At 63.2% G+C, this 18,881-nt stretch carries 15 protein-coding genes; 12 read left to right on the forward strand and 3 right to left on the reverse strand.

What is annotated here, in order from left to right:
- Positions 1 to 210 precede the first annotated feature (210 nt).
- The 8 genes from CD58_RS19485 (at position 211) to CD58_RS19520 (ending at position 8,355) form a co-directional block, all read left to right on the forward strand.
- Complete coding sequence (locus CD58_RS19485; RefSeq protein ID WP_025214668.1) at positions 211 to 1,236, forward strand: ABC transporter ATP-binding protein; 1,026 nt, start codon at positions 211 to 213, stop codon at positions 1,234 to 1,236.
- Positions 1,233 to 2,102, forward strand: a complete 870-nt coding sequence (locus CD58_RS19490) for an ABC transporter permease (RefSeq protein ID WP_025214669.1) — start codon at positions 1,233 to 1,235, stop codon at positions 2,100 to 2,102. Before CD58_RS19485 ends, CD58_RS19490 begins: the two co-directional genes overlap by 4 nt.
- Before the next feature lie 6 nt (positions 2,103 to 2,108).
- Positions 2,109 to 2,903, forward strand: coding sequence for an ABC transporter permease (locus CD58_RS19495; protein WP_025214670.1), 795 nt, complete (start codon positions 2,109 to 2,111; stop codon positions 2,901 to 2,903).
- A 7-nt stretch (positions 2,904 to 2,910) separates the two neighbouring features.
- Positions 2,911 to 3,201: a (2Fe-2S)-binding protein gene (locus CD58_RS19500; RefSeq protein WP_025214671.1), complete on the forward strand. Its 291-nt coding sequence runs from the start codon at positions 2,911 to 2,913 to the stop codon at positions 3,199 to 3,201.
- A 166-nt stretch (positions 3,202 to 3,367) separates the two neighbouring features.
- A complete protein-coding gene (locus tag CD58_RS19505) occupies positions 3,368 to 4,723 on the forward strand; it encodes an NAD(P)/FAD-dependent oxidoreductase (protein ID WP_025214672.1) in 1,356 nt (451 codons plus the stop codon).
- Positions 4,720 to 5,835 (forward strand): NAD(P)/FAD-dependent oxidoreductase, encoded by a 1,116-nt coding sequence (locus CD58_RS19510; RefSeq protein WP_025214673.1) that lies wholly within the window; start codon positions 4,720 to 4,722, stop codon positions 5,833 to 5,835. The genes CD58_RS19505 and CD58_RS19510 overlap by 4 nt, the downstream gene beginning before the upstream one ends.
- Positions 5,836 to 5,852: 17 nt before the next feature.
- Positions 5,853 to 6,914: an ABC transporter substrate-binding protein gene (locus tag CD58_RS19515; protein ID WP_025214674.1), complete on the forward strand. Its 1,062-nt coding sequence runs from the start codon at positions 5,853 to 5,855 to the stop codon at positions 6,912 to 6,914.
- A 94-nt stretch (positions 6,915 to 7,008) separates the two neighbouring features.
- Positions 7,009 to 8,355 (forward strand): leucine-rich repeat-containing protein kinase family protein, encoded by a 1,347-nt coding sequence (locus tag CD58_RS19520; protein WP_025214675.1) that lies wholly within the window; start codon positions 7,009 to 7,011, stop codon positions 8,353 to 8,355.
- A gap of 3 nt (positions 8,356 to 8,358) precedes the next feature.
- On the opposite strand, the gene CD58_RS19525 is transcribed toward CD58_RS19520, so the two are convergent.
- A complete protein-coding gene (locus CD58_RS19525) occupies positions 8,359 to 9,063 on the reverse strand; it encodes a YebC/PmpR family DNA-binding transcriptional regulator (RefSeq protein WP_003199952.1) in 705 nt (234 codons plus the stop codon).
- A 219-nt stretch (positions 9,064 to 9,282) separates the two neighbouring features.
- On the opposite strand from CD58_RS19525, the gene CD58_RS19530 reads away from it, so the two are divergent.
- Both CD58_RS19530 and CD58_RS19535 read left to right on the forward strand, forming a co-directional pair.
- Complete coding sequence (locus CD58_RS19530; RefSeq protein ID WP_025214676.1) at positions 9,283 to 10,689, forward strand: type VI secretion system Vgr family protein; 1,407 nt, start codon at positions 9,283 to 9,285, stop codon at positions 10,687 to 10,689.
- Between the two features lie 130 nt (positions 10,690 to 10,819).
- Positions 10,820 to 11,368 (forward strand): cytochrome b, encoded by a 549-nt coding sequence (locus CD58_RS19535; protein WP_025214677.1) that lies wholly within the window; start codon positions 10,820 to 10,822, stop codon positions 11,366 to 11,368.
- Between the two features lie 7 nt (positions 11,369 to 11,375).
- Here CD58_RS19535 and CD58_RS19540 read toward each other — a convergent pair whose 3' ends face one another.
- Entirely contained in the window at positions 11,376 to 12,284 is a 909-nt protein-coding gene (locus CD58_RS19540; protein WP_025214678.1) for a 1-aminocyclopropane-1-carboxylate deaminase/D-cysteine desulfhydrase, read from the reverse strand.
- 1,799 nt (positions 12,285 to 14,083) lie between these two features.
- Positions 14,084 to 16,123: an FAD-dependent oxidoreductase gene (locus CD58_RS19545; RefSeq protein ID WP_025214679.1), complete on the reverse strand. Its 2,040-nt coding sequence runs from the start codon at positions 16,121 to 16,123 to the stop codon at positions 14,084 to 14,086.
- 239 nt (positions 16,124 to 16,362) lie between these two features.
- Between CD58_RS19545 and CD58_RS19550 the strand changes: the two genes are divergently transcribed.
- Together CD58_RS19550 and CD58_RS19555 are read left to right on the forward strand one after the other, a co-directional pair.
- Positions 16,363 to 17,580 (forward strand): DUF3422 domain-containing protein, encoded by a 1,218-nt coding sequence (locus CD58_RS19550; RefSeq protein ID WP_025214680.1) that lies wholly within the window; start codon positions 16,363 to 16,365, stop codon positions 17,578 to 17,580.
- 170 nt (positions 17,581 to 17,750) lie between these two features.
- Positions 17,751 to 18,881: a carbon-nitrogen hydrolase family protein gene (locus CD58_RS19555; protein ID WP_025214681.1), complete on the forward strand. Its 1,131-nt coding sequence runs from the start codon at positions 17,751 to 17,753 to the stop codon at positions 18,879 to 18,881.

Consider the following 18,881-nt stretch of genomic DNA (forward strand, 5'->3'; position numbering starts at 1 on the left):
GAAACTGAAAATAGTCTTCGCTTCAGTGAAATAGTCCATTGAGCCCATCCTATTCTTCGTCCTACTCTGCGTCCATACAGGGGCGATTCGAACAACAGCGGCAGCCGACTAAGGTCGAGCGCCAACGCACCCCGCAGCACCCTTTCGTATCTGCCCATAAAAAAAGCGCGCCCCACGGCGACGCATAACAATCTCAGGTGGAGCGCAGCGATGGCTTTTGTGCAACTTGAAGGACTTGGCAAACGTTACGGTGAGATCGACGCCGTGGTCGCCACCAACCTCTCGGTGGAGAAAGGCGAATTCGTCTCGCTGCTGGGGCCCTCCGGCTGCGGCAAAACCACGACGCTGCAAATGATCGCCGGCTTCGTCGAAGTCAGCAGTGGCCGCATCCTGCTGGACGGTCGCGACATTACCCACGCCAAGCCGGCCAGCCGAGGCCTGGGCGTGGTGTTCCAGAGTTACGCGCTGTTTCCCCACATGACCGTCAAGGACAACGTCGCCTTCGGCCTGCGCATGCGCAAAGTGGCCAACGTCGAGCTGCAACAACGGGTGGATCGGGTGCTGAAACTGGTGCGCCTGGACCCGCACGCCGAACGTTACCCACGGGAACTCTCGGGCGGCCAGCGCCAACGCGTCGCCCTGGCCCGGGCGTTGGTGATCGAACCGCCCGTGCTGCTGCTCGACGAACCGTTGTCCAACCTCGACGCCAACCTGCGCGAGGAGATGCAATACGAAATCCGCCGCATCCAGCGAGAAGTCGGGATCACCACATTGATGGTGACCCACGACCAGTCCGAGGCGCTGTCGATCAGTGACCGGGTCGTGGTGATGCAGGCCGGGCGCATCACCCAGATCGACGCGCCATACACCCTTTACGAACACCCGCGCACCGAGTTCATTTCCGGCTTCGTCGGCAAAGCCAACCTGCTGCCCGGCACCCGCGACAATGCAGGCGCCGTTCAAGTTTGCAGCCCGGGCAACGGGGGACTGACCCTGAGCCTGCGCCCGGAAAAAATCGACCTGTGCGAAGCCGGTTCGGGTCGCCTGCAAGGCACCCTCACCAGCCGCTTCTTTCTTGGCAGCCAATGGCTGTATGGCGTCTCGACCAGCCTGGGCGAACTCTGCGTGGTGCGCCGCAACGACGGCTCCGCGCCCATGGCCGAAGGCACGGCGGTGGGCCTGGACTGGGACCCGGCGCTGCTGCGGGTGCTGAGCGTGGACGAGGTGCCGGCATGAAGCTGCTCGACGCGATGCGCCGGGGACGCCAGGGTTACCTGATGTCTGCGCCGGCCCTGGCCTTGTACGTGGGACTGCTGGTCATTCCCCTGGGCCTGACGCTGGTGCTGTCGTTCAACGTCTTCGACTACAGCTCGGGCATTGACGGCGACGCCTATACCTTCGACCACTACGCCAGCCTGCTGGGCGACCCGTACTTCTACGAGATCTTCCTGCGCACGCTCTGGATCAGCGCCCTGACCACAATTTTGTGCGTACTGATCGGCGTGCCCGAAGCCTACGTCCTCAGCCGCATGCGGGCGCCGTGGCGCTCGATCTTCCTGATCCTGATCCTCACCCCGCTGCTGATTTCAGTGGTGGTGCGGGCCTTCGGCTGGAGCCTGTTGCTCGGCGCCGATGGCCTGGTCAACCAGGCCTTGCAAGCCTTCGGCGGCTCGCCGATGAAGCTGCTCTATACGCCGTTCGCCGTGGTCATCGCCCTGGTCCACGTGATGTTGCCGTTCATGATCATTCCGGTCTGGACCTCGCTGCAGAAACTCGACCCGGCCGCCGAACAGGCCGCGCTGTCCCTGGGGGCCAGCCAGTTCACGGTGATCCGCCAGATCGTGCTGCCGCAGATCATGCCCGGCGTGCTGTCGGGCACGCTGATTGTGTTCGGTCTCGCCGCCAGCTCCTTCGCCATTCCCGGCCTGCTCGGCGGCCGCCGTTTGAAAATGGTCGCCACGCTGATCTACGACCAATACCTGTCGGAGCTGAACTGGCCGATGGGCGCGGCCATCGCCGTCGCGCTGCTGCTGCTCAACCTGCTGATCATGCTGTCGTGGAACCGGATGATCGAAGGCCGCTACAAGAAGTCATTGGGGTAATCAATCATGTCCAGGAACGGTCCTTTCGCCCTGCTGTTTCATGCCTTGGTGGTGGTGTTCATGCTGGCGCCGCTGGTGGTGGTCTGCCTCGTCGCCTTCACCCCGGAAAACACCCTGAGCCTGCCGACCACGGCATTTTCCCTGCGCTGGTTCCGCGCAGTGTTCGAGCGCGCGGATTTCATCGATGCGTTCTGCAACAGCCTGATCCTCGCCTTCTGCGCGGCCTCGCTGGCGACGTTGATCGCGGTGCCGGCGGCCCTGGCGATCACCCGGCTCGAGTTCCCTGGCCGAGACTTTTTCAACGGTCTGTTCCTGTCGCCGATCATCATTCCGCACCTGGTATTGGGCGTGGCGCTGCTGCGCTTGTTTGCGCTGATGGGCGTGAACGGCAGCTTTGCCTGGCTGATCTTCGCCCATGTGCTGGTGATCACGCCGTATGTGCTGCGCCTGGTGCTCGCTTCGGCCATCGGCCTGGACCGCAGCGCCGAACAGGCCGCGCAATCGCTGGGGGCCGGGCGCTTCACACTGTTTCGGCAAATCACTTTGCCAATGATCCTGCCCGGGGTGGCCGGGGGCTGGTTGCTGGCGTTCATCAACAGTTTCGATGAAGTCACGTTGTCGATTTTCGTCACCTCGCCGGCCACGCAAACCTTGCCGGTGCGCATGTACGTCTACGCCACCGAATCCATCGATCCGATGATGGCGGCGGTGTCGGCGCTGGTCATTGCCCTGACTGCGGTGACCATGATTCTGCTCGACCGGGTCTATGGCCTGGATCGGGTCCTGGTAGGCAAACAATGAGGGCGCCATGGCTCTGCTGAAACGACTGGCCGAAGGCGACCGCCCGGCCCTGGACTTTACCCTCGATGGCAAACCTGCCAGCGGCCTGCTGGGTGACACGCTGCTGACCGCCGTGCTGACCTGCAGCGAACATCTGCGCGGCAGCGACTTCAGCGCCGAGCCCCGGGCCGGTTTCTGCCTGATGGGCGCCTGCCAGGATTGCTGGGTCCGCCTGGGCGACGGCCGCCGCGTCCGCGCCTGCTCGACCCTGCTCGAAGCCGGGCAGGACATCCGCCGCGAGCCGGGGCGTCAGGTATGAACAATGCCGCCTGGAATGGCCCCATCGCGAGCAAGCTCGCTCCCACAGGGAAGCGGCAGCGCTCACACAACCAAAACCCGGCCCCGATCCAATGTGGGAGCGAGCTTGCTCGCGATGGCGGCTTCAACAGCACCATAAATCCACAGCGCCTGTCGATGAGGTGGCTATGAAACCCGTCGTCATCATCGGCGCCGGCCCGGCCGGTATCCGTGCCGCGCAGACCCTGGTCGCCCACGGCGTGTACCCCGTCCTGCTGGACGAAGCCGCCCGCGGTGGCGGGCAGATCTATCGGCGTCAACCGGCCAACTTCAAGCGCTCGCCCGCCAAGCTCTATGGCTTCGAAGCGCACAAGGCCAGCGCCCTCCACCAGACCCTCGACGAGTTGCGCGAGCAGCTCGATTATCGTCCCGACACACTGGTGTGGAACGCCGAAGCCGGCCTGCTGGACACTTTGCATGAAGGCCGCGCCGATCGTCTTGAATACGCCAGCGTGATCGTCGCCACCGGCGCCACCGACCGGATCCTGCCCGTGCCGGGATGGACCCTGCCCGGGGTGTACAGCCTGGGCGCGGCGCAGATCGCGCTGAAGTTCCAGGGCTGCGCCATCGGTGAGCGGGTGGTGTTCGCCGGCAGCGGTCCCTTGCTGTATCTGGTGGCGTATCAGTATGCCAAGGCCGGTGCCAGCGTGGTCGCGGTGCTCGACAGTTCGCCCTTCAGCGCCCAGGCCCGCGCCCTGCCCGGCTTGCTGGCGCAACCGGTCACCCTCGCCAAGGGTCTCTACTACCGCGCCTGGCTGACCGCCCACGGCATCCGCGTGCATCAAGGCGCGAGTCTGTCGCGTATCGACGGGGAGCGCCGGGTCCAGTCGCTGACATGGCGCAACGCAAAAGGTGAGCAACCCCTCGCTTGCGACGCGGTGGCCTTCGCCCACGGTTTGCGCAGCGAAACCCAGTTGGCTGACCTGCTGGGCTGCGAGTTTTCGTGGAGCGCCCTTAACCGCGCCTGGCTGCCACTGCGCGACCACGCTGGACGCAGCAGCGTGCCCGGGGTTTACCTGGCGGGTGACGGTGCCGGAATCATGGGCGCCGACGCCGCCGAGATGGCCGGTGAACGGGCGGCCCTGGCCTTGCTTGAAGACATCGGTTACTTGATCGACCCGCAGCGCTGCACCGAGCTGGAACAATCCCTCAAGCGCATCGGCCATTTCCGACAAGGCCTGGAGCGCGCATTTGCCTTTCCCGAAGATTGGGCCGCCGACGCAGCTGACAACCTGATGATCTGTCGCTGCGAAGAAGTCAGCGTCGGCGACATCCGCCAGGTGGTGGGCGAAGGTCATTGGGAGATCAACCGGGTCAAGGCCCATTGCCGGGTCGGCATGGGGCGTTGCCAGGGACGGATGTGCGGTGCCGCCGCAGCGGAAATCATTGCCCGCGAGAGTGGCCGCCCGGTCGCCAGCGTCGGCCGCTTGCGGGCCCAGGCGCCGATCAAACCGGTGCCGTTCGGCCTGGAGGTCGAGCCATGATCGACGTGGATGTGGTGATTATTGGCGGCGGCATCGTCGGCGCCTCGGCGGCGTTGTTCCTGAGCAAGGCCGGACGGCGGGTGGCCCTGCTGGAGCGGGATTTCTGCGGTTCGCACTCCAGCGGCGTGAACTACGGCGGTGTGCGCCGCCAGGGACGGCCGTTGTCGCAACTGCCCTTGTCGCAACGGGCCCATGAAATCTGGAGCCAGTTGCCCCAGTTGATCGGCATCGATGGTGAGTACCAGCGCAGCGGCCATCTGAAACTGGCCCGCAGCGCTGAAGACCTGCAAGCGTTGCAGGACTATGCCGCCAGCAGCCAGGGTTTCGGCCTCGATCTGCAACTGCTCGACCGCGATGAGCTACGCGCGCGGTTTCCGTGGGTCGGTACCGTCGCGGTCGGGGCGTCGTTTTGCCCGGATGACGGCCATGCCAATCCGCGCCTGGTGTCGCCGGCGTTCGCCCAGGCGGCCCGCCGGCATGGCGCGCAGGTCCACGAACAATGCGCCGTCAGCGCCGTGGCGCACGACGGCCAGCGCTTTGGTGTACACACCGAAACGGGCCTGGCATTCCACGCGCCCTGGCTGCTGAACTGCGCCGGCGCCTGGTCGAGCCAGTTCGCCGCACAATTCGGCGAAGCGGTGCCGATGTCTGCCGGGCACCCGGCGATGCTGGTCACCGAGCCGTTGCCCTTGGTGATGAATGCCAGCACCGGTGTCGAGGGCGGCGGCATTTACGCCCGCCAAGTCGCGCGCGGCAATTGCGTGCTGGGGGGCGGCCAAGGTTTCGCCCTGGACGCTGCTCGCGCCCGGCCCGGGCAGAACGCGGTGATTGAGATCTTGCGCCAAGCGGTCGAACTCTACCCATTTTTGGAAGGTGCCCAGGCGATTCGTACCTGGAGCGGCACCGAAGGTTACCTGCCCGATCGCCAGCCGGTGATCGGCCACAGCAGCACCCAACCCGGTCTGTTGCATGCATTCGGCTTTGCCGGTGCAGGCTTCCAGATCGGCCCGGCGGTGGGCCAGGCGCTCACCGAGATCATCTGCAGCGGCGCCTCAACCACGCCGCTGGATGCGTTTTCCATCACCCGGTTTCACTCCATCTCCGTTGCTTGATAGAGGAAGGTCGCGCCATGAATAACGTCAAACGCAGTGCATTGTTCGGTTTCTGCTCGCTGGGTTCCGCTTGCCTGGGCGCCCTGCTCCCGGTCACCCAGGCATTGGCCGAACCGACGCTTTACCTGGGCATGAACGGCGGAACCATGGAGCGGCTCTACGCCGACAAGGTCTTGCCGGCTTTCGAGAAAGCCAACAACGTCAAGGTGGTGATCGTTCCCGGCACCTCTGCCGACATCCTGGCGAAAGTCCAGGCCAGCAAAGGCAACCCGCAGATGCACGTGATGTTCCTCGATGACGGCATCATGTACCGCGCCATCGCCATGGGCCTGTGCGACAAGCTTGAGGACAGCCCGACCCTGGCGCAGATTCCGGCCAAGGGTCGCATCAAGGATCAGGCCGTGGCCGTTAGCCTGGGGGTGACGGGGCTGGCCTACAACACACGGTTGTTCAAGGAAAAAGGCTGGAGCGCGCCGACCTCATGGATGGACTTGGCCGATCCGCGCTTCAAGGACAAAGTGGTATTCCAATCGATGGCCTCGTCCACATTCGGCCTGCACGGTTTCCTGATGTTCAACCGGATCCAGGGCGGCAGCGAGGCCGACGTCGAGCCGGGTTTCAAGGCCTGGCCAAACACCGTCGGACGCAACGTGCTGGAGTACATCCCGAGCTCGGCGAAGATTTCCGAAATGCTGCAGACCGATGAAGCCGCGCTGTTCCCACTGACGCCGACCCAGGTCACCGCGCTGAAACTCAAGGGCATGTCGGTCGAGTACGCGCAACCGAAGGAAGGTGCCGTAGTACTCAATGTCGCCGAATGTGCCATCGCCCAAAACACCCAGCCTGAACTGGCGCAAAAACTTGCCGCGTTCCTGCTGTCCCCGCAAGCCCAGGCCGTCGCCCTGGAAGAAGGCGACCAGATCCCGTCCAACCCCAACACCCCGACCACCGACAAGACCCGTGGCCAGGTCGAGGCGATGAAGCAATATCTGGAAACCGCGATTGCCGTGGATTGGGACCAGGTCAACGAACAGCGCCCGGCCTGGAACGCACGCTGGAACCGCAGCATCGAGCGCTAGAACGGTGGCGAGGGGTTTTGTGTTGGGTTGATTATTGGTTAACTGTCGGGCTTCGGACCTAGCGCCCGCCCCTTGATCAACAGCGAACCCCTCCATGGATACCCTCGCCCAACTCCGCGCCGGCCAGCTGTCGGGCATCACCCGGCTGGACTTGGCCTGCGGCCTGACGCAGTTTCCCCGGGAAATCTTCGACCTGGCCGATTCCCTTGAGGTCCTCAACCTCAGCGGCAATGCGCTGGACACGCTGCCCGACGACCTGTATCGGCTGACCCGCCTGCGCGTGCTGTTCTGTTCGGACAACCGCTTTACTGAACTGCCCGAATGCCTGGGCCGTTGTGCCGCGCTGACCATGATCGGCTTCAAGGCCAACCGCATCGAGCGCGTAACCGGCGCCGCCCTGCCGCCGCTGCTGCGTTGGTTGATCCTGACAGACAACTGCGTCAGCCAATTACCGGATGAGCTGGGCCAACGCCCACATCTGCAAAAGCTGATGCTGGCCGGCAACCGTTTGCAGCAATTGCCGGCGAGCCTGGGCCAGTGCCATCGCCTCGAACTGCTGCGCATTGCCGCCAATCAGCTGACCGAACTGCCGCAATGGTTACTGGAGCTGCCCCGCCTCAGTTGGCTGGCCTATGCCGGCAACCCGCTGGAAGCCCAAGCCGATGCCCTCGCTGCCACAACGCCTCTCGACTGGTCGCAACTGAGCCTGCAACAGCGGTTGGGCGAAGGGGCGTCGGGGGTGATTCACCAGGCACTCTGGCAGCCGCCAGGCCAGGTTGCGCGCAAAGTCGCGGTGAAGTTGTACAAAGGCCAGATCACCAGCGACGGCTCGCCGCTGCATGAAATGCAGGCCTGCATCACCGCAGGTCGGCATCCGAACCTGATTGACGTGTTGGGCCAGATCGTCGGGCATCCCGAGGAACAGGCCGGGCTGGTGATGGCGCTGATCGGGCCCCGTTACCGTAACCTGGCCGGGCTGCCGAGCCTGGCCTCGTGCACCCGCGACGTGTATGCCGACGAGCTGCGCTTGAGCGCCCCGGTAGCCTTGCGCATCGCCCGCGGCATCGCTTCGGTGGCGGCGCACCTGCATCGCCAGGGCATTACCCACGGCGATTTGTACGGACACAACATCCTTTGCAATGACCAGGGCGATTGCCTGTTGGGGGACTTTGGCGCAGCGTCTTTTCACGCCAGCGCCGATACCTTGCAAACTCGAGCGCTGCAACGCATCGAGGTGCGGGCCTTCGGGATTCTGCTGGGGGAATTGCTGGCGCGGATCGAACCGGCGCTCGGTGCGCAGGATCTTGCATGGCTGTTGGATTTGGAGGCGCGCTGCTGTCAGCCGGATGTGCTGGCAAGGCCAGGCTTCGATGAAATCGAAGGTTCACTGCGCGTCCGTGGCGAGGGAGCACACTCCCTCACCACAGGGCATGGCGGGTAGTGCTTAACCCGCCAACCCAACGAACATATCCTGCACATCATCATGGTTGTCGAGGCCTTCAAGGAACGCTTCGACTTCAGCCATTTGTTCATCGGTCAGGCCGCTGACCGGGTTTTTCGGCTGATAGCCCAGCTTGGCCGACAACACGGTAAAGCCCTGCTCCGGCAGCGCCTTCTGCACGGCGTCAAGGTCGGCAGGATCGGTGAGGAACAACGTCGCACCTTCTTCGCCCGGCTCGAAATCCTGGGCACCGGCCTCGATGGCGGCCATTTCCGGATCGGCGTCCGGGCTGTCCGGCGCGGCCTCGATCATGCCGACATGGTTGAAGTCCCATGCCACCGAACCCGAGGCGCCCAGTTGGCCCTTGCGGAACGCGACGCGAATTTCGGCAACGGTGCGGTTGATGTTGTCGGTCACGCATTCAACGATCAGCGGCACCTGATGCGGGGCGAACCCTTCGTAAGTGACGCGATGGTATTGCACGGTCTCACCGAGCTGACCGGAGCCTTTCTTGATCGCACGCTCCAGGGTCTCGCGGGGCATCGAGGCCTTCTTCGCCTGCTCGACCACCAGTCGCAAGTGCGCGTTGGTCGCGGTATCGGCGCCGTTGCGCGCGGCGATGGTGATTTCTTTCACCAGCTTGCCGAAGATCTTGCCCTTGGCGTTGGCAGCCGCTTCTTTGTGTTTAACCTTCCACTGTGCGCCCATTACTCACTCTCTTGTCTGACGCGCCGAGACATCTGCCGGCCGGCGCTGTGGCGCAAGTTTATACGGCCTAAACCGGCTGATCGACCAAAAAATTTGGCCTGTTGAATCGACATTTGCGCAGGATGTTGTAGGGGGTTTCTGAAATAGCGATTCGCTAGCGCCGTTCTTCCCCAGGGTTTCGTACCCTCTGCGCCTTTCTCCCTGCGAGTAAGAGCCGCGATGCGCAACGACACGGAAAGTCCCTTCAGCCTGACCCTCACGCAAAGCGACTTGCGACTGCAAGTATTGCGGTTCAACGGTCGGGAAGCCCTTAACCAGCCGTACCGTTTTGACCTCGAGCTGATCGGCCTGGCGCCGCCAATGAGTCCCGACACGCTGCTGGGGCAACCGGCCTTCCTGCGCCTGGACGGCGAATCGGGCATCCATGGGATTGTCCACAGCGTCAGCCTGAGCGCTCATGCCCCGCACCGCATCGGCTACCGTGTGACGCTGGTGCCTTACCTCCAGTATCTGGAACAAGGCCCACGGCGCCGGGTTTTCCATCGGCTCAGCGTTGTGCAAGTGCTGCAACGGCTGTTGGAGGACAACGCGTTGCCCACCCACACCTACCGTTTCGATTTGCCCCATGGGCAGTACCCGTGCCGTCCCTTCTGCATCCAGTACGAGGAAAGCGATCTGGATCTGTTGCAACGTTTATGCGAAGAAGAAGGCATCCATTATCACTTCGAACATGGTTTCCAGGGGCATGTCCTGGTGTTTGCCGAGGACCCGAAAAGCTTCCCCGCGCGGCCGGTCGAGCTGACGCTACAACAGGACGCCGGCCCCCAACCGGCGGTCCAGCGGCTGTACCAACGTCACCACTCGATAGCCCCTGGCCTGCCTGCCGGCTTCAGCGACCGGGGGCTGACCGAAACGGCAGCCAGCGCAGCGAATCACGCTTTCAACGGTGTCGACCACGAAACCATGCGGAGCAATCCAGCGCTGGCTTATCGTGACCAGGTCGGTCGCCGACACCTTGAACGGTTGCGCTGTCGGCAACGACAGATCCACGGCCACAGCACCCAGCCGGCCCTGCGCAGCGGTCATGTCGCGCAGATCAGCGAACACCCGGTCTCCGCCTTCAATGACCAATGGCTGATCACAGAAGTCCAACATCGCGGGCGGCAGTTTTCGATTCTTGAAACCGATCTGCCGCCCACACCGCCCGCCCAGGACTATCGCAACCGATTCTCGGCCATTGCCTGGTCCACCGTGTTCAGGCCGGCACTCAAGCATCGCAAGCCGTGCATCCCCGGTTATCACCTGGCTCATGTGCTCGGCCCTGCCGGCCAGCCGGCCAGACTCGATGAGCGCGGCCACGTCAACGTCAGCCTGTGGGCGCCGGATGGCGAAGGCATCACCCTGCCCGTGTCGCGACTGACGCTGGAGGACTGCCCCGCCCTGATAGCCGGCAGTGAAGTACTGGTGAGTTTTCTCGACGGCGACCCCGACCGGCCGGTGCTGTGCCCGGGCGCGGTGGATACCGGCGCAGGATCGGCCGCCGCTGCGCCGAAACCACCGTTGCGCGATCACGATGCGGGGCTGCTGTTGGACTGGCTGCTGAACCCGCCGGACTTGACGCCTTGAACCAACCCCGTCGCGGGACTTCCTGCTGACAAAACTGATCTGACTCAAGCAAACCCAGCGAAACGGGCTTACAGTAAGCACACAACGCCGCAAAAGACGGCGCATTACCCTGATGTTGGAGAGACCTGCAATGCCCTGGAAAAACTCGCAAAGCCGCTACAGTACCGTCACGGTGACCCTGCATTGGCTGATGCTGGTCCTGCTCGCCGTGGTTTACGCCTGCATCGAGTTCCGCGGGATCTTCCCCAAGGGCAGTGGCGGCCGGACCCTGATCAAGGAAGCGCATTTCATGCTCGGCCTGACGGTGTTTGTGCTGGTCTGGCTGCGCCTGTTCGCCCGCAGCATGGGCAAGGCACCGGCGATTTTTCCGGCTTCGCCTGTGTGGCAAACCGTCCTGGCGCGCCTGATGCACTGGGCGCTGTACCTGTTCATGATCGCCATGCCACTGCTCGGCTGGCTGATCACCAGCGCCGAAGGTCACCAGGTGATGTTCTACGGTTTCGATTTGCCGCTGCTCATCGATCAAGACAAGGACTTCGCCAAACGGCTGGAAGGCTGGCATGTGCTGGGCGGCACCATCGGCTATTGGTTGATTGGCCTGCATGCCTTGGCGGGGCTGTATCACCATTACGTGGTGCGCGATAACACGCTGCTGCGGATGATGCCAAAGCGCGGTTGACGGCGGGTTACCCGAACCCTCGGCGGCCTTGCAAGCCGCCGGTGTGCACGAAGATCAAGCGGGTGCCCGGGACAAATCGCCCGGCCTCCACCTGCGCCTTGAGCAACATCAGCGCTTTGCCGGTGTACACCGGCTCCAGCTCGATTGCTTCGGTGGTTTCGATGAAGGCGCTGAGTTCGGCATCGACCCGGGCGAACCCGCCACGGCTGCCGTCGAACAACTCATAACGCGGACTACAAAGCCCCGCCGCCGCCACGATACTTGCGACCTGCTGCGCCACGCCGTGATCCTGGGGCACCGCCAGCACGCCATGGACCGGGCGCTCCCCCGCTTCAGCCAGCACCAGCCCCGCCAGCGATGTTCCGGTGCCGCAGGCCAACCACCAGCCCTGATAATCCGCCCACCCCAATGTCACCAGTTGTTCACGGGCACTGGTCACCCAGCTCATGCAGCCCTGCGCACCGGGCAATCCTGAACCGCCCTCGGGCACCGGATGCAAATGAGGATAACGCGCCTGCCACGGCCCCCAGAAATCCGCGGCGTGTCGCGCTCGGTATCCGCCATACCCCAACCAGTGCAGCGTCATACCGAACGCTTTCAGGTCGAGCACCGTTGGCGTGTCCTGGGGATGGCCGCGCAGCAGCCCGACCGTTGCAAAACCGAAGCGCTTGCCTGCCGCGGCCAGGGCATGCAGATGGTTGGAATACGCGCCCCCCAGGCTCATGACCCCTTCGGCACCGGCCTCGTGGGCGGCGCGTAAGTGGTGAACCAGCTTGAACCACTTGTTACCACTGATCAGCGGATCGATCCGGTCCAGACGCAACACCGCCACTTCAATGCCGGCACGGGCAAGCCAGTCCAGATGAAGGGGTTCGAGGTGGGGTTGGGGTTGCCAGTCGAGGGCGGGAAACAGCATTGCGGTGGGCCAAATTGGAACGAGCTGGAATCTTAACAGCTCCCTCGGGGATGACCTCAGTATCCATGTTCATTGCATTCCCTGTGGGAGCCCGCTCCCACAGGGGACTGGCGGCGGACACTGAGTTTGTGAACGGCCGAGAACAAATGTGGGAGCGGGCTTGCTCGCGAAGACGGCGGTACATCCAACATCGATGCAAGCTGACTCACCGCTTTCGCGGGCAAGCCCGCTCCCACAAGGGACTGGCGGCGGACACTGAGTCTGTGAACGGCCAAGAACAAATGTGGGAGCGGCCTTGCTCGCGAAGACGGCGGCACATCCAACCTCGATGCAAGCTGACTCACCGCCTTCGCGGGCAAGCCCGTTCCCACAGGGGGCTGGCGGCGGACACTGAGTCTGTGAACGGCCGAGAACAAATGTGGGAGCGGGCTTGCTCGCGAAGACGGCGGCACATCCAACCTCGATGCAAGCTGACTCACCGCTCTCGCGGGCAAGCCCGCTCCCACAGGGGACCGGCGGCGGACACTGAGTCTGTGAACGGCCGAGAACAAATGTGGGAGCGGGCTTGCTCGCGAAGACGGCGGTACATCCAACATCGATGCAAGCTGACTCACCGCTTTCGCGGGCAAGCCCGCTCCCACAGGGGACTGGCGGCGGACACTGAGTCTGTGAACGACCGAGAACAAATGTGGGAGCGAGCTTGCTCGCGAAGACGGCGGCACATCCAACCTCGATGCAAGCTGACTCACCGCCTTCGCGGGCAAGCCCGCTCCCACAGGGGGCCGGCGGCGGACACTGAGTCTGTGAACGGCCGAGAACAAATGTGGGAGCGGGCTTGCTCGCGAAGACGGCGGCACATCCAACCTCGATGCAAGCTGGCTCACCGCTTTCGCGGGCAAGCCCGCTCCCACAGGGGACTGGCGGCGGACACTGAGTCTGTGAACGGCCGAGAACAAATGTGGGAGCGAGCTTGCTCGCGAAGACGGCGGCACATCCAACCTCGATGCAAGCTGACTCACCGCTTTCGCGGGCAAGTCCGCTCCCACAGGGGACCGGCGGCGGACACTGAGTCTGTGAACGGCCGAGAACAAATGTGGGAGCGAGCTTGCTCGCGAAGACGGCGGCACATCCAACCTCGATGCAAGCTGACTCACCGCCTTCGCGGGCAAGCCCGCTCCCACAAGGGACCGGCGGCGGACACTGAGTCTGTGAACGGCCGAGAACAAATGTGGGAGCGGGCTTGCTCGCGAAGACGGCGGCACATCCAACCTCGATGCAAGCTGACTCACCGCCTTCGCGGGCAAGCCCGCTCCCACAAGGGACTGGCGGCGGACACTGAGTCTGTGAACGGCCGAGAACAAATGTGGGAGCGGGCTTGCTCGCGAAGACGGCGGCACATCCAACCTCGATGCAAGCTGACTCACCGCTTTCGCGGGCAAGCCCGCTCCCACAGGGGACTGGCGGCGAACACTGAGTCTGTGAACGACCGAGAACAAATGTGGGAGCGGGCTTGCTCGCGAAGACGACGGCACATCCAAAATCGATGCAAGCTGACTCACCGCTTTCGCGGGCAAGCTCGCTCTCACAAGGACTGGCGGCGGATACTGAGTCTGTGAACGGCCGAGAACAAATGTGGGAGCGAGCTTGCTCGCGAAGACGGCGGCACATCCAACATCGATGCAAGCTGACTCACCGCTTTCGCGGGCAAGCCCGCTCCCACAGGGGACTGGCGGCGGACACTGAGTCTGTGAACGGCCGAGAACAAATGTGGGAGCGAGCTTGCTCGCGATAGTTGCGCCTTACAACTGCGCCGCCAACCGTGAGCCCTGGTTGATCGCCCGCTTGGCATCCAGCTCCGCCGCCACGTCGGCACCGCCGATGAGGTGGACGTTCTGCCCCGCCGCTTCCAGGCCTTCCTGCAACTCGCGCAACGGGTCCTGGCCGGCACAGATCACGATGTTGTCCACGGCCAGCACTTGCGGCTCGCCGGTTTCGCCGATGCGAATGTGCAGGCCGTCGTCATCGATCTTCAGGTACTCGACGCTGTTGAGCATTTGCACCTGCTTGTTCTTCAACCCCGTGCGGTGAATCCAGCCGGTGGTCTTGCCCAGGCCGTCGCCAACCTTGGATGTCTTGCGCTGCAACAGGAACACCTGACGCGCCGGGGCATGGGGCTCGGCCTTGATTCCCGCCACGCCGCCGCGAGCCTGGAGCAAGGTGTCGATCCCCCACTCCTTCCAGAACGCTTCACGGTCCTGGCTGGTGGCGACGCCCTGATGAACCAGGAACTCCGACACGTCGAAGCCGATACCGCCCGCGCCGATCACCGCCACGCTGCGACCCACCGGCTTGCGCTCGAGGATCACGTCCAGGTAGCTCAACACCTTGGCATGCTCCACACCGGGAATCGCCGGCACGCGCGGCGCGATACCGGTGGCGAGGATAATCTCGTCGTAACCGCCCGCCACCAGTTGCGCCACATCCACACGGGTGTTGAGGCACAGCTCGACGTGGCTGGTCTGCAATTTGCGCTGGAAGTAACGCAGGGTCTCGAAGAACTCTTCCTTGCCCGGCACGCGCTTGGCAACGTTGAACTGGCCACCGATTTCACTGGCCGAATCGAACAGCGTCACCTGATGACCGCGCTCGGCCGCCACGGTGGCTGCCGACAACCCGGCCGGGCCGGCGCCCACCACGGCGATTTTCTTCACCTGGGTTACCGGCAAGTAGTTGAGTTCGGTTTCATGGCACGCCCGCGGGTTCACCAGGCAACTGGTGAGCTTGCCGCCAAAGGTATGGTCGAGACAGGCCTGGTTGCAGCCGATGCAGGTATTGATTTCATCGCCACGACCCGCGGCGGCCTTATTGACGAACTCCGGATCCGCCAGGAACGGCCGCGCCATGGAGACCATGTCGGCGTCACCTTCGGCAAGAATCCGCTCGGCCACTTCCGGTGTATTGATACGGTTGGTGGTGATCAGCGGGATATTCACCGAACCGCGCAGTTTGGCCGTGACTTTACTGAACGCCGCCCGCGGGACCTTGGTGGCAATGGTGGGGATCCGCGCCTCATGCCAGCCGATGCCGGTGTTGATGATCGTCGCACCGGCCTGCTCGATGGCCTTGGCCAGTTGTACGATTTCCTCCCAGGAGCTGCCGCCCTCCACCAGGTCGAGCATCGACAGGCGAAAGATAATGATGAAATTCGGGCCGACCGCTTCGCGCACCCGACGCACGATTTCCACCGGCAGGCGCATGCGGTTTTCGTAGCTGCCGCCCCAGCGGTCAGTACGGTGGTTGGTGTGGGCCGCCAGGAACTGGTTAATGAAATAACCTTCCGAGCCCATGATTTCGACACCGTCGTATTCGGCTTGCTGGGCCAGCACCGAACAGGTGACGAAATCGCTGATCTGCTTCTCGATGCCCTCTTCGTCCAGCGCCTTGGGCTTGAACGGGTTGATCGGTGCCTGGATCGCGCTCGGCGCCACTTGCTTGGGGCTGTAGGCATAGCGCCCGGCGTGAAGAATCTGCATGCAGATCTTGCCACCGGCCTCGTGTACCGCCCGGGTGACGATCTGGTGCTTGAGGGCCTCTTCTTCAGTGGTCAGCTTGGCGGCGCCGGAGTACACGCCACCCTCATCGTTCGGCCCGATCCCGCCGGTGACCATCAGGCCCACGCCGCCCCGCGCCCGTTCGGCAAAATACGCCGCCATGCGTTCGAAACCGCCAGGTTTCTCTTCAAGGCCGGTGTGCATCGACCCCATCAGGGTACGGTTGCGCAACGTGGTAAAACCCAGGTCCAACGGGGCCAACAGATGCGGGTAATGAGAGGCGGTCATCGGGTCACTCCACAACGGCAATCACGGGAATTGCGGAAGCTCTGCGGCTTCCATCAGTCATGCCCGACAGACTAAGAGCCGGGATGCAGGCGCTCAATGACCGTAACTGACAACTTAATGATCCAAATGCGCAGTGCGCCGATCAACAGCACGTGACTCTCGGCTGGGGGCGCCAGTCCTATGAAGGCTGGCCCAGGTGCTCAAACAGACAATAACGCTAATAACACGGTCGCCACTGCATGCATCCCCAACGAACAATGCTGCACAACGAGTTGCACGCCCGCCCATCGTTGTATTTCGACGAGCCGGCCCACGTCTTTCACCTGGCGTTTCTGGGCGACAATGCCCAGTGCAATGCACTACTTGAGCGCCTGTGCCCTGACACCGTCGTGCCGCATGCCGCACAGGGCATCACCCGGTTGCAAGGGCACCCGCTCAAGTGGGAGCGACACGCCGAGTTTTTCACCCTGACCCTGGTCGTGCCCGCCGACAGCCATGAACTGCAGTGGACAACGCTGCCTGAATACCTTGCCCGGGGTATCGAAGGTCACTCTCAGCACATCATCAACGCCGTTCAGGTCGTGGTGCGCGCAGAAGCTGGTCTCGACCTGCCCAGCTACGGGTTCAAGGACCCCTGCGGCTCTTGCGTGGGCGGTGGCGATGCCGTGGTCTGGAGTGATTTTCGCTTGACCGAGGACGGCACCAACCGCTTGCTGTTCATCAATCGTCGACTCAACGCCTATCGCCAGGGGCGCATGATCCGACGTCTGCTGGAAATCGAAACCTATCGCATGATGGCGTCCTTATCGCTCAATATCGCCAAGACGCTGGACCCGCAACTGAACGAATTCGATCGTACCCTGGTGGCCCTTTCCGAACGTAACGCCAACGCCAGCGGCGTGCACGCCAAAGTCCTGCTGGAAGACATCGCCCTGCTGTCTCGCCAGGTCGTTAGCAGTACGGTCAAGAATCGCCACCGTTTCAGCGCGACCCGAGCGTACGCACAACTGGTGTTCGAGCGCCTGGGCGAGTTGCGTGAGAGCCATCTGGGTGACTGCCAACGGCTGGGCGTGTTTATCGAGCGGCGTTTCAAACCGACGGTGCGCTATTGCGCGGCCACTGAACAGCGTCTCGAACAGTTGGCCATGAGCGTCGCCAACCTCGGCGACCTGCTTCAAGCACGGGTGCAGGTTGAAATGGAAGACCAGAATGCAGAGATCCTGCGCAGTCTCAACGCCCGCGCCGATGCACAGATAAAAATCCAGCGTGCGGTGGAAGGCTTGTCAGTCATTGCCATCGCCTATTACCTGATCAATCTGTTCAAATTAGTCTACAGCGGGCTGCACACACTGGGCGCGAACCTCTCGGCGCGTGATGCGCTACTGGGCATGGCACCGCCCGTGTTGTTGATCATGTTGCTGATTTTGATTCGAATCAGGAAGGCCAAGAGTCATTAGGGCGCCTGGCAATCGCAACGGGCGTTCAGTGGCCTCATGGACGCCGTTGCGTAGGCTCCCAGTCAGCACAAATAAGCCCGCGCCCTTCGCTAATCCCTTGTTTTACCGTACCCTGCCCCGTAGCTCTTGATGAAGCATCACGAACCTGCATACGGCCGCTGACTGTCCCCATGCGCAAATTTCTGTACCTGCTGTTTTCACTGGCCTTGATTGCCGCCCTGATCACTTATGCACTGTGGACGGCGGATCGTCCGGCGGGTCATTACCTGTCAGACCTTCGCATCAACCTGGCGGTCGACCAGGGTACCCGCGCCGACCGGGGCAACTTGCTGGGCATCCAGCCCGAGTTGTTTCCCACCGACTACCAAAGCCCCGAGCACCTGCGTCGCAAACTGGCGGCCTATTTGCAGAACGCACGCGACCTGGGGTTTCTCAATGACAAAACCATCGTGGTCTTGCCCGAGCATATCGGCACCTGGTTGATGGTCAGCGGTGAAAAAGACGAGCTGTATCAGGCCGCCACGTTGAAGGACGCCATGAACTGGTTGGCGATCAGCAACCCGCTGGCGTTTACCCGCGCGCTGTTCAGTGCTCAAGGCAACAATCGACTGGACGATGCTTACCTGCGAATGAAGGCCGATACCATGGCCCGTGACTACCAGGCGCTGTTTGGCGGGTTGGCCAAGGAATTCGGCGTGACCCTGGTGGCCGGCTCCATCGTGCTGCCCGAACCCAGCGTCAGCGAAGGTGAACTGAAAGTTGGCCGCGGCGCGTTGTATAACAGCAGCCTGGTGTTCGGCAGCGACGGGCGGCCGATCGGCCAGCCCCAGCGTCAACAACATCCAGTGTTCGAACAGCGAGACGTGCTGGGGACTGATCGCCCGAGCGCAACCCGTGTCATCGACACCCCTGCCGGCCGCCTGGGCGTACTGATCGGCAGCGACAGCTGGTACCCACTTCACTATCGACAACTCGACGAGCAAGGCGTGGAACTGATCGCCGTACCCGCCTTCGTCACCGGCCGCGACACGTGGGACAAACCCTGGAGCGGCTACAAGGGCGTGTCCACACCGAGCGAAGTAAGCCTCAAGCCTGGTGAAGTCAGTGAAGGCAAAGCCTGGCATCGCCTGACGCTCACTGGCCAGCTGCCCGTCAGTCGGGCCAGGGGCGGTGTCAGTGTCTTCCTGCGGGGCCAGTTCTGGGACAGCGGCAGCGCCGGCCAGAGTTTCATCAGCCACAACGGCGAACAGTTCCCCGACGGCGAGGCCCGTGGCGCCCGCCTGCTGAACCTTTGGCTGTGA

It is taken from the genome of Pseudomonas brassicacearum (genome assembly GCF_000585995.1).
Classification (GTDB): Bacteria; Pseudomonadota; Gammaproteobacteria; order Pseudomonadales; family Pseudomonadaceae; genus Aquipseudomonas; species Aquipseudomonas brassicacearum_A.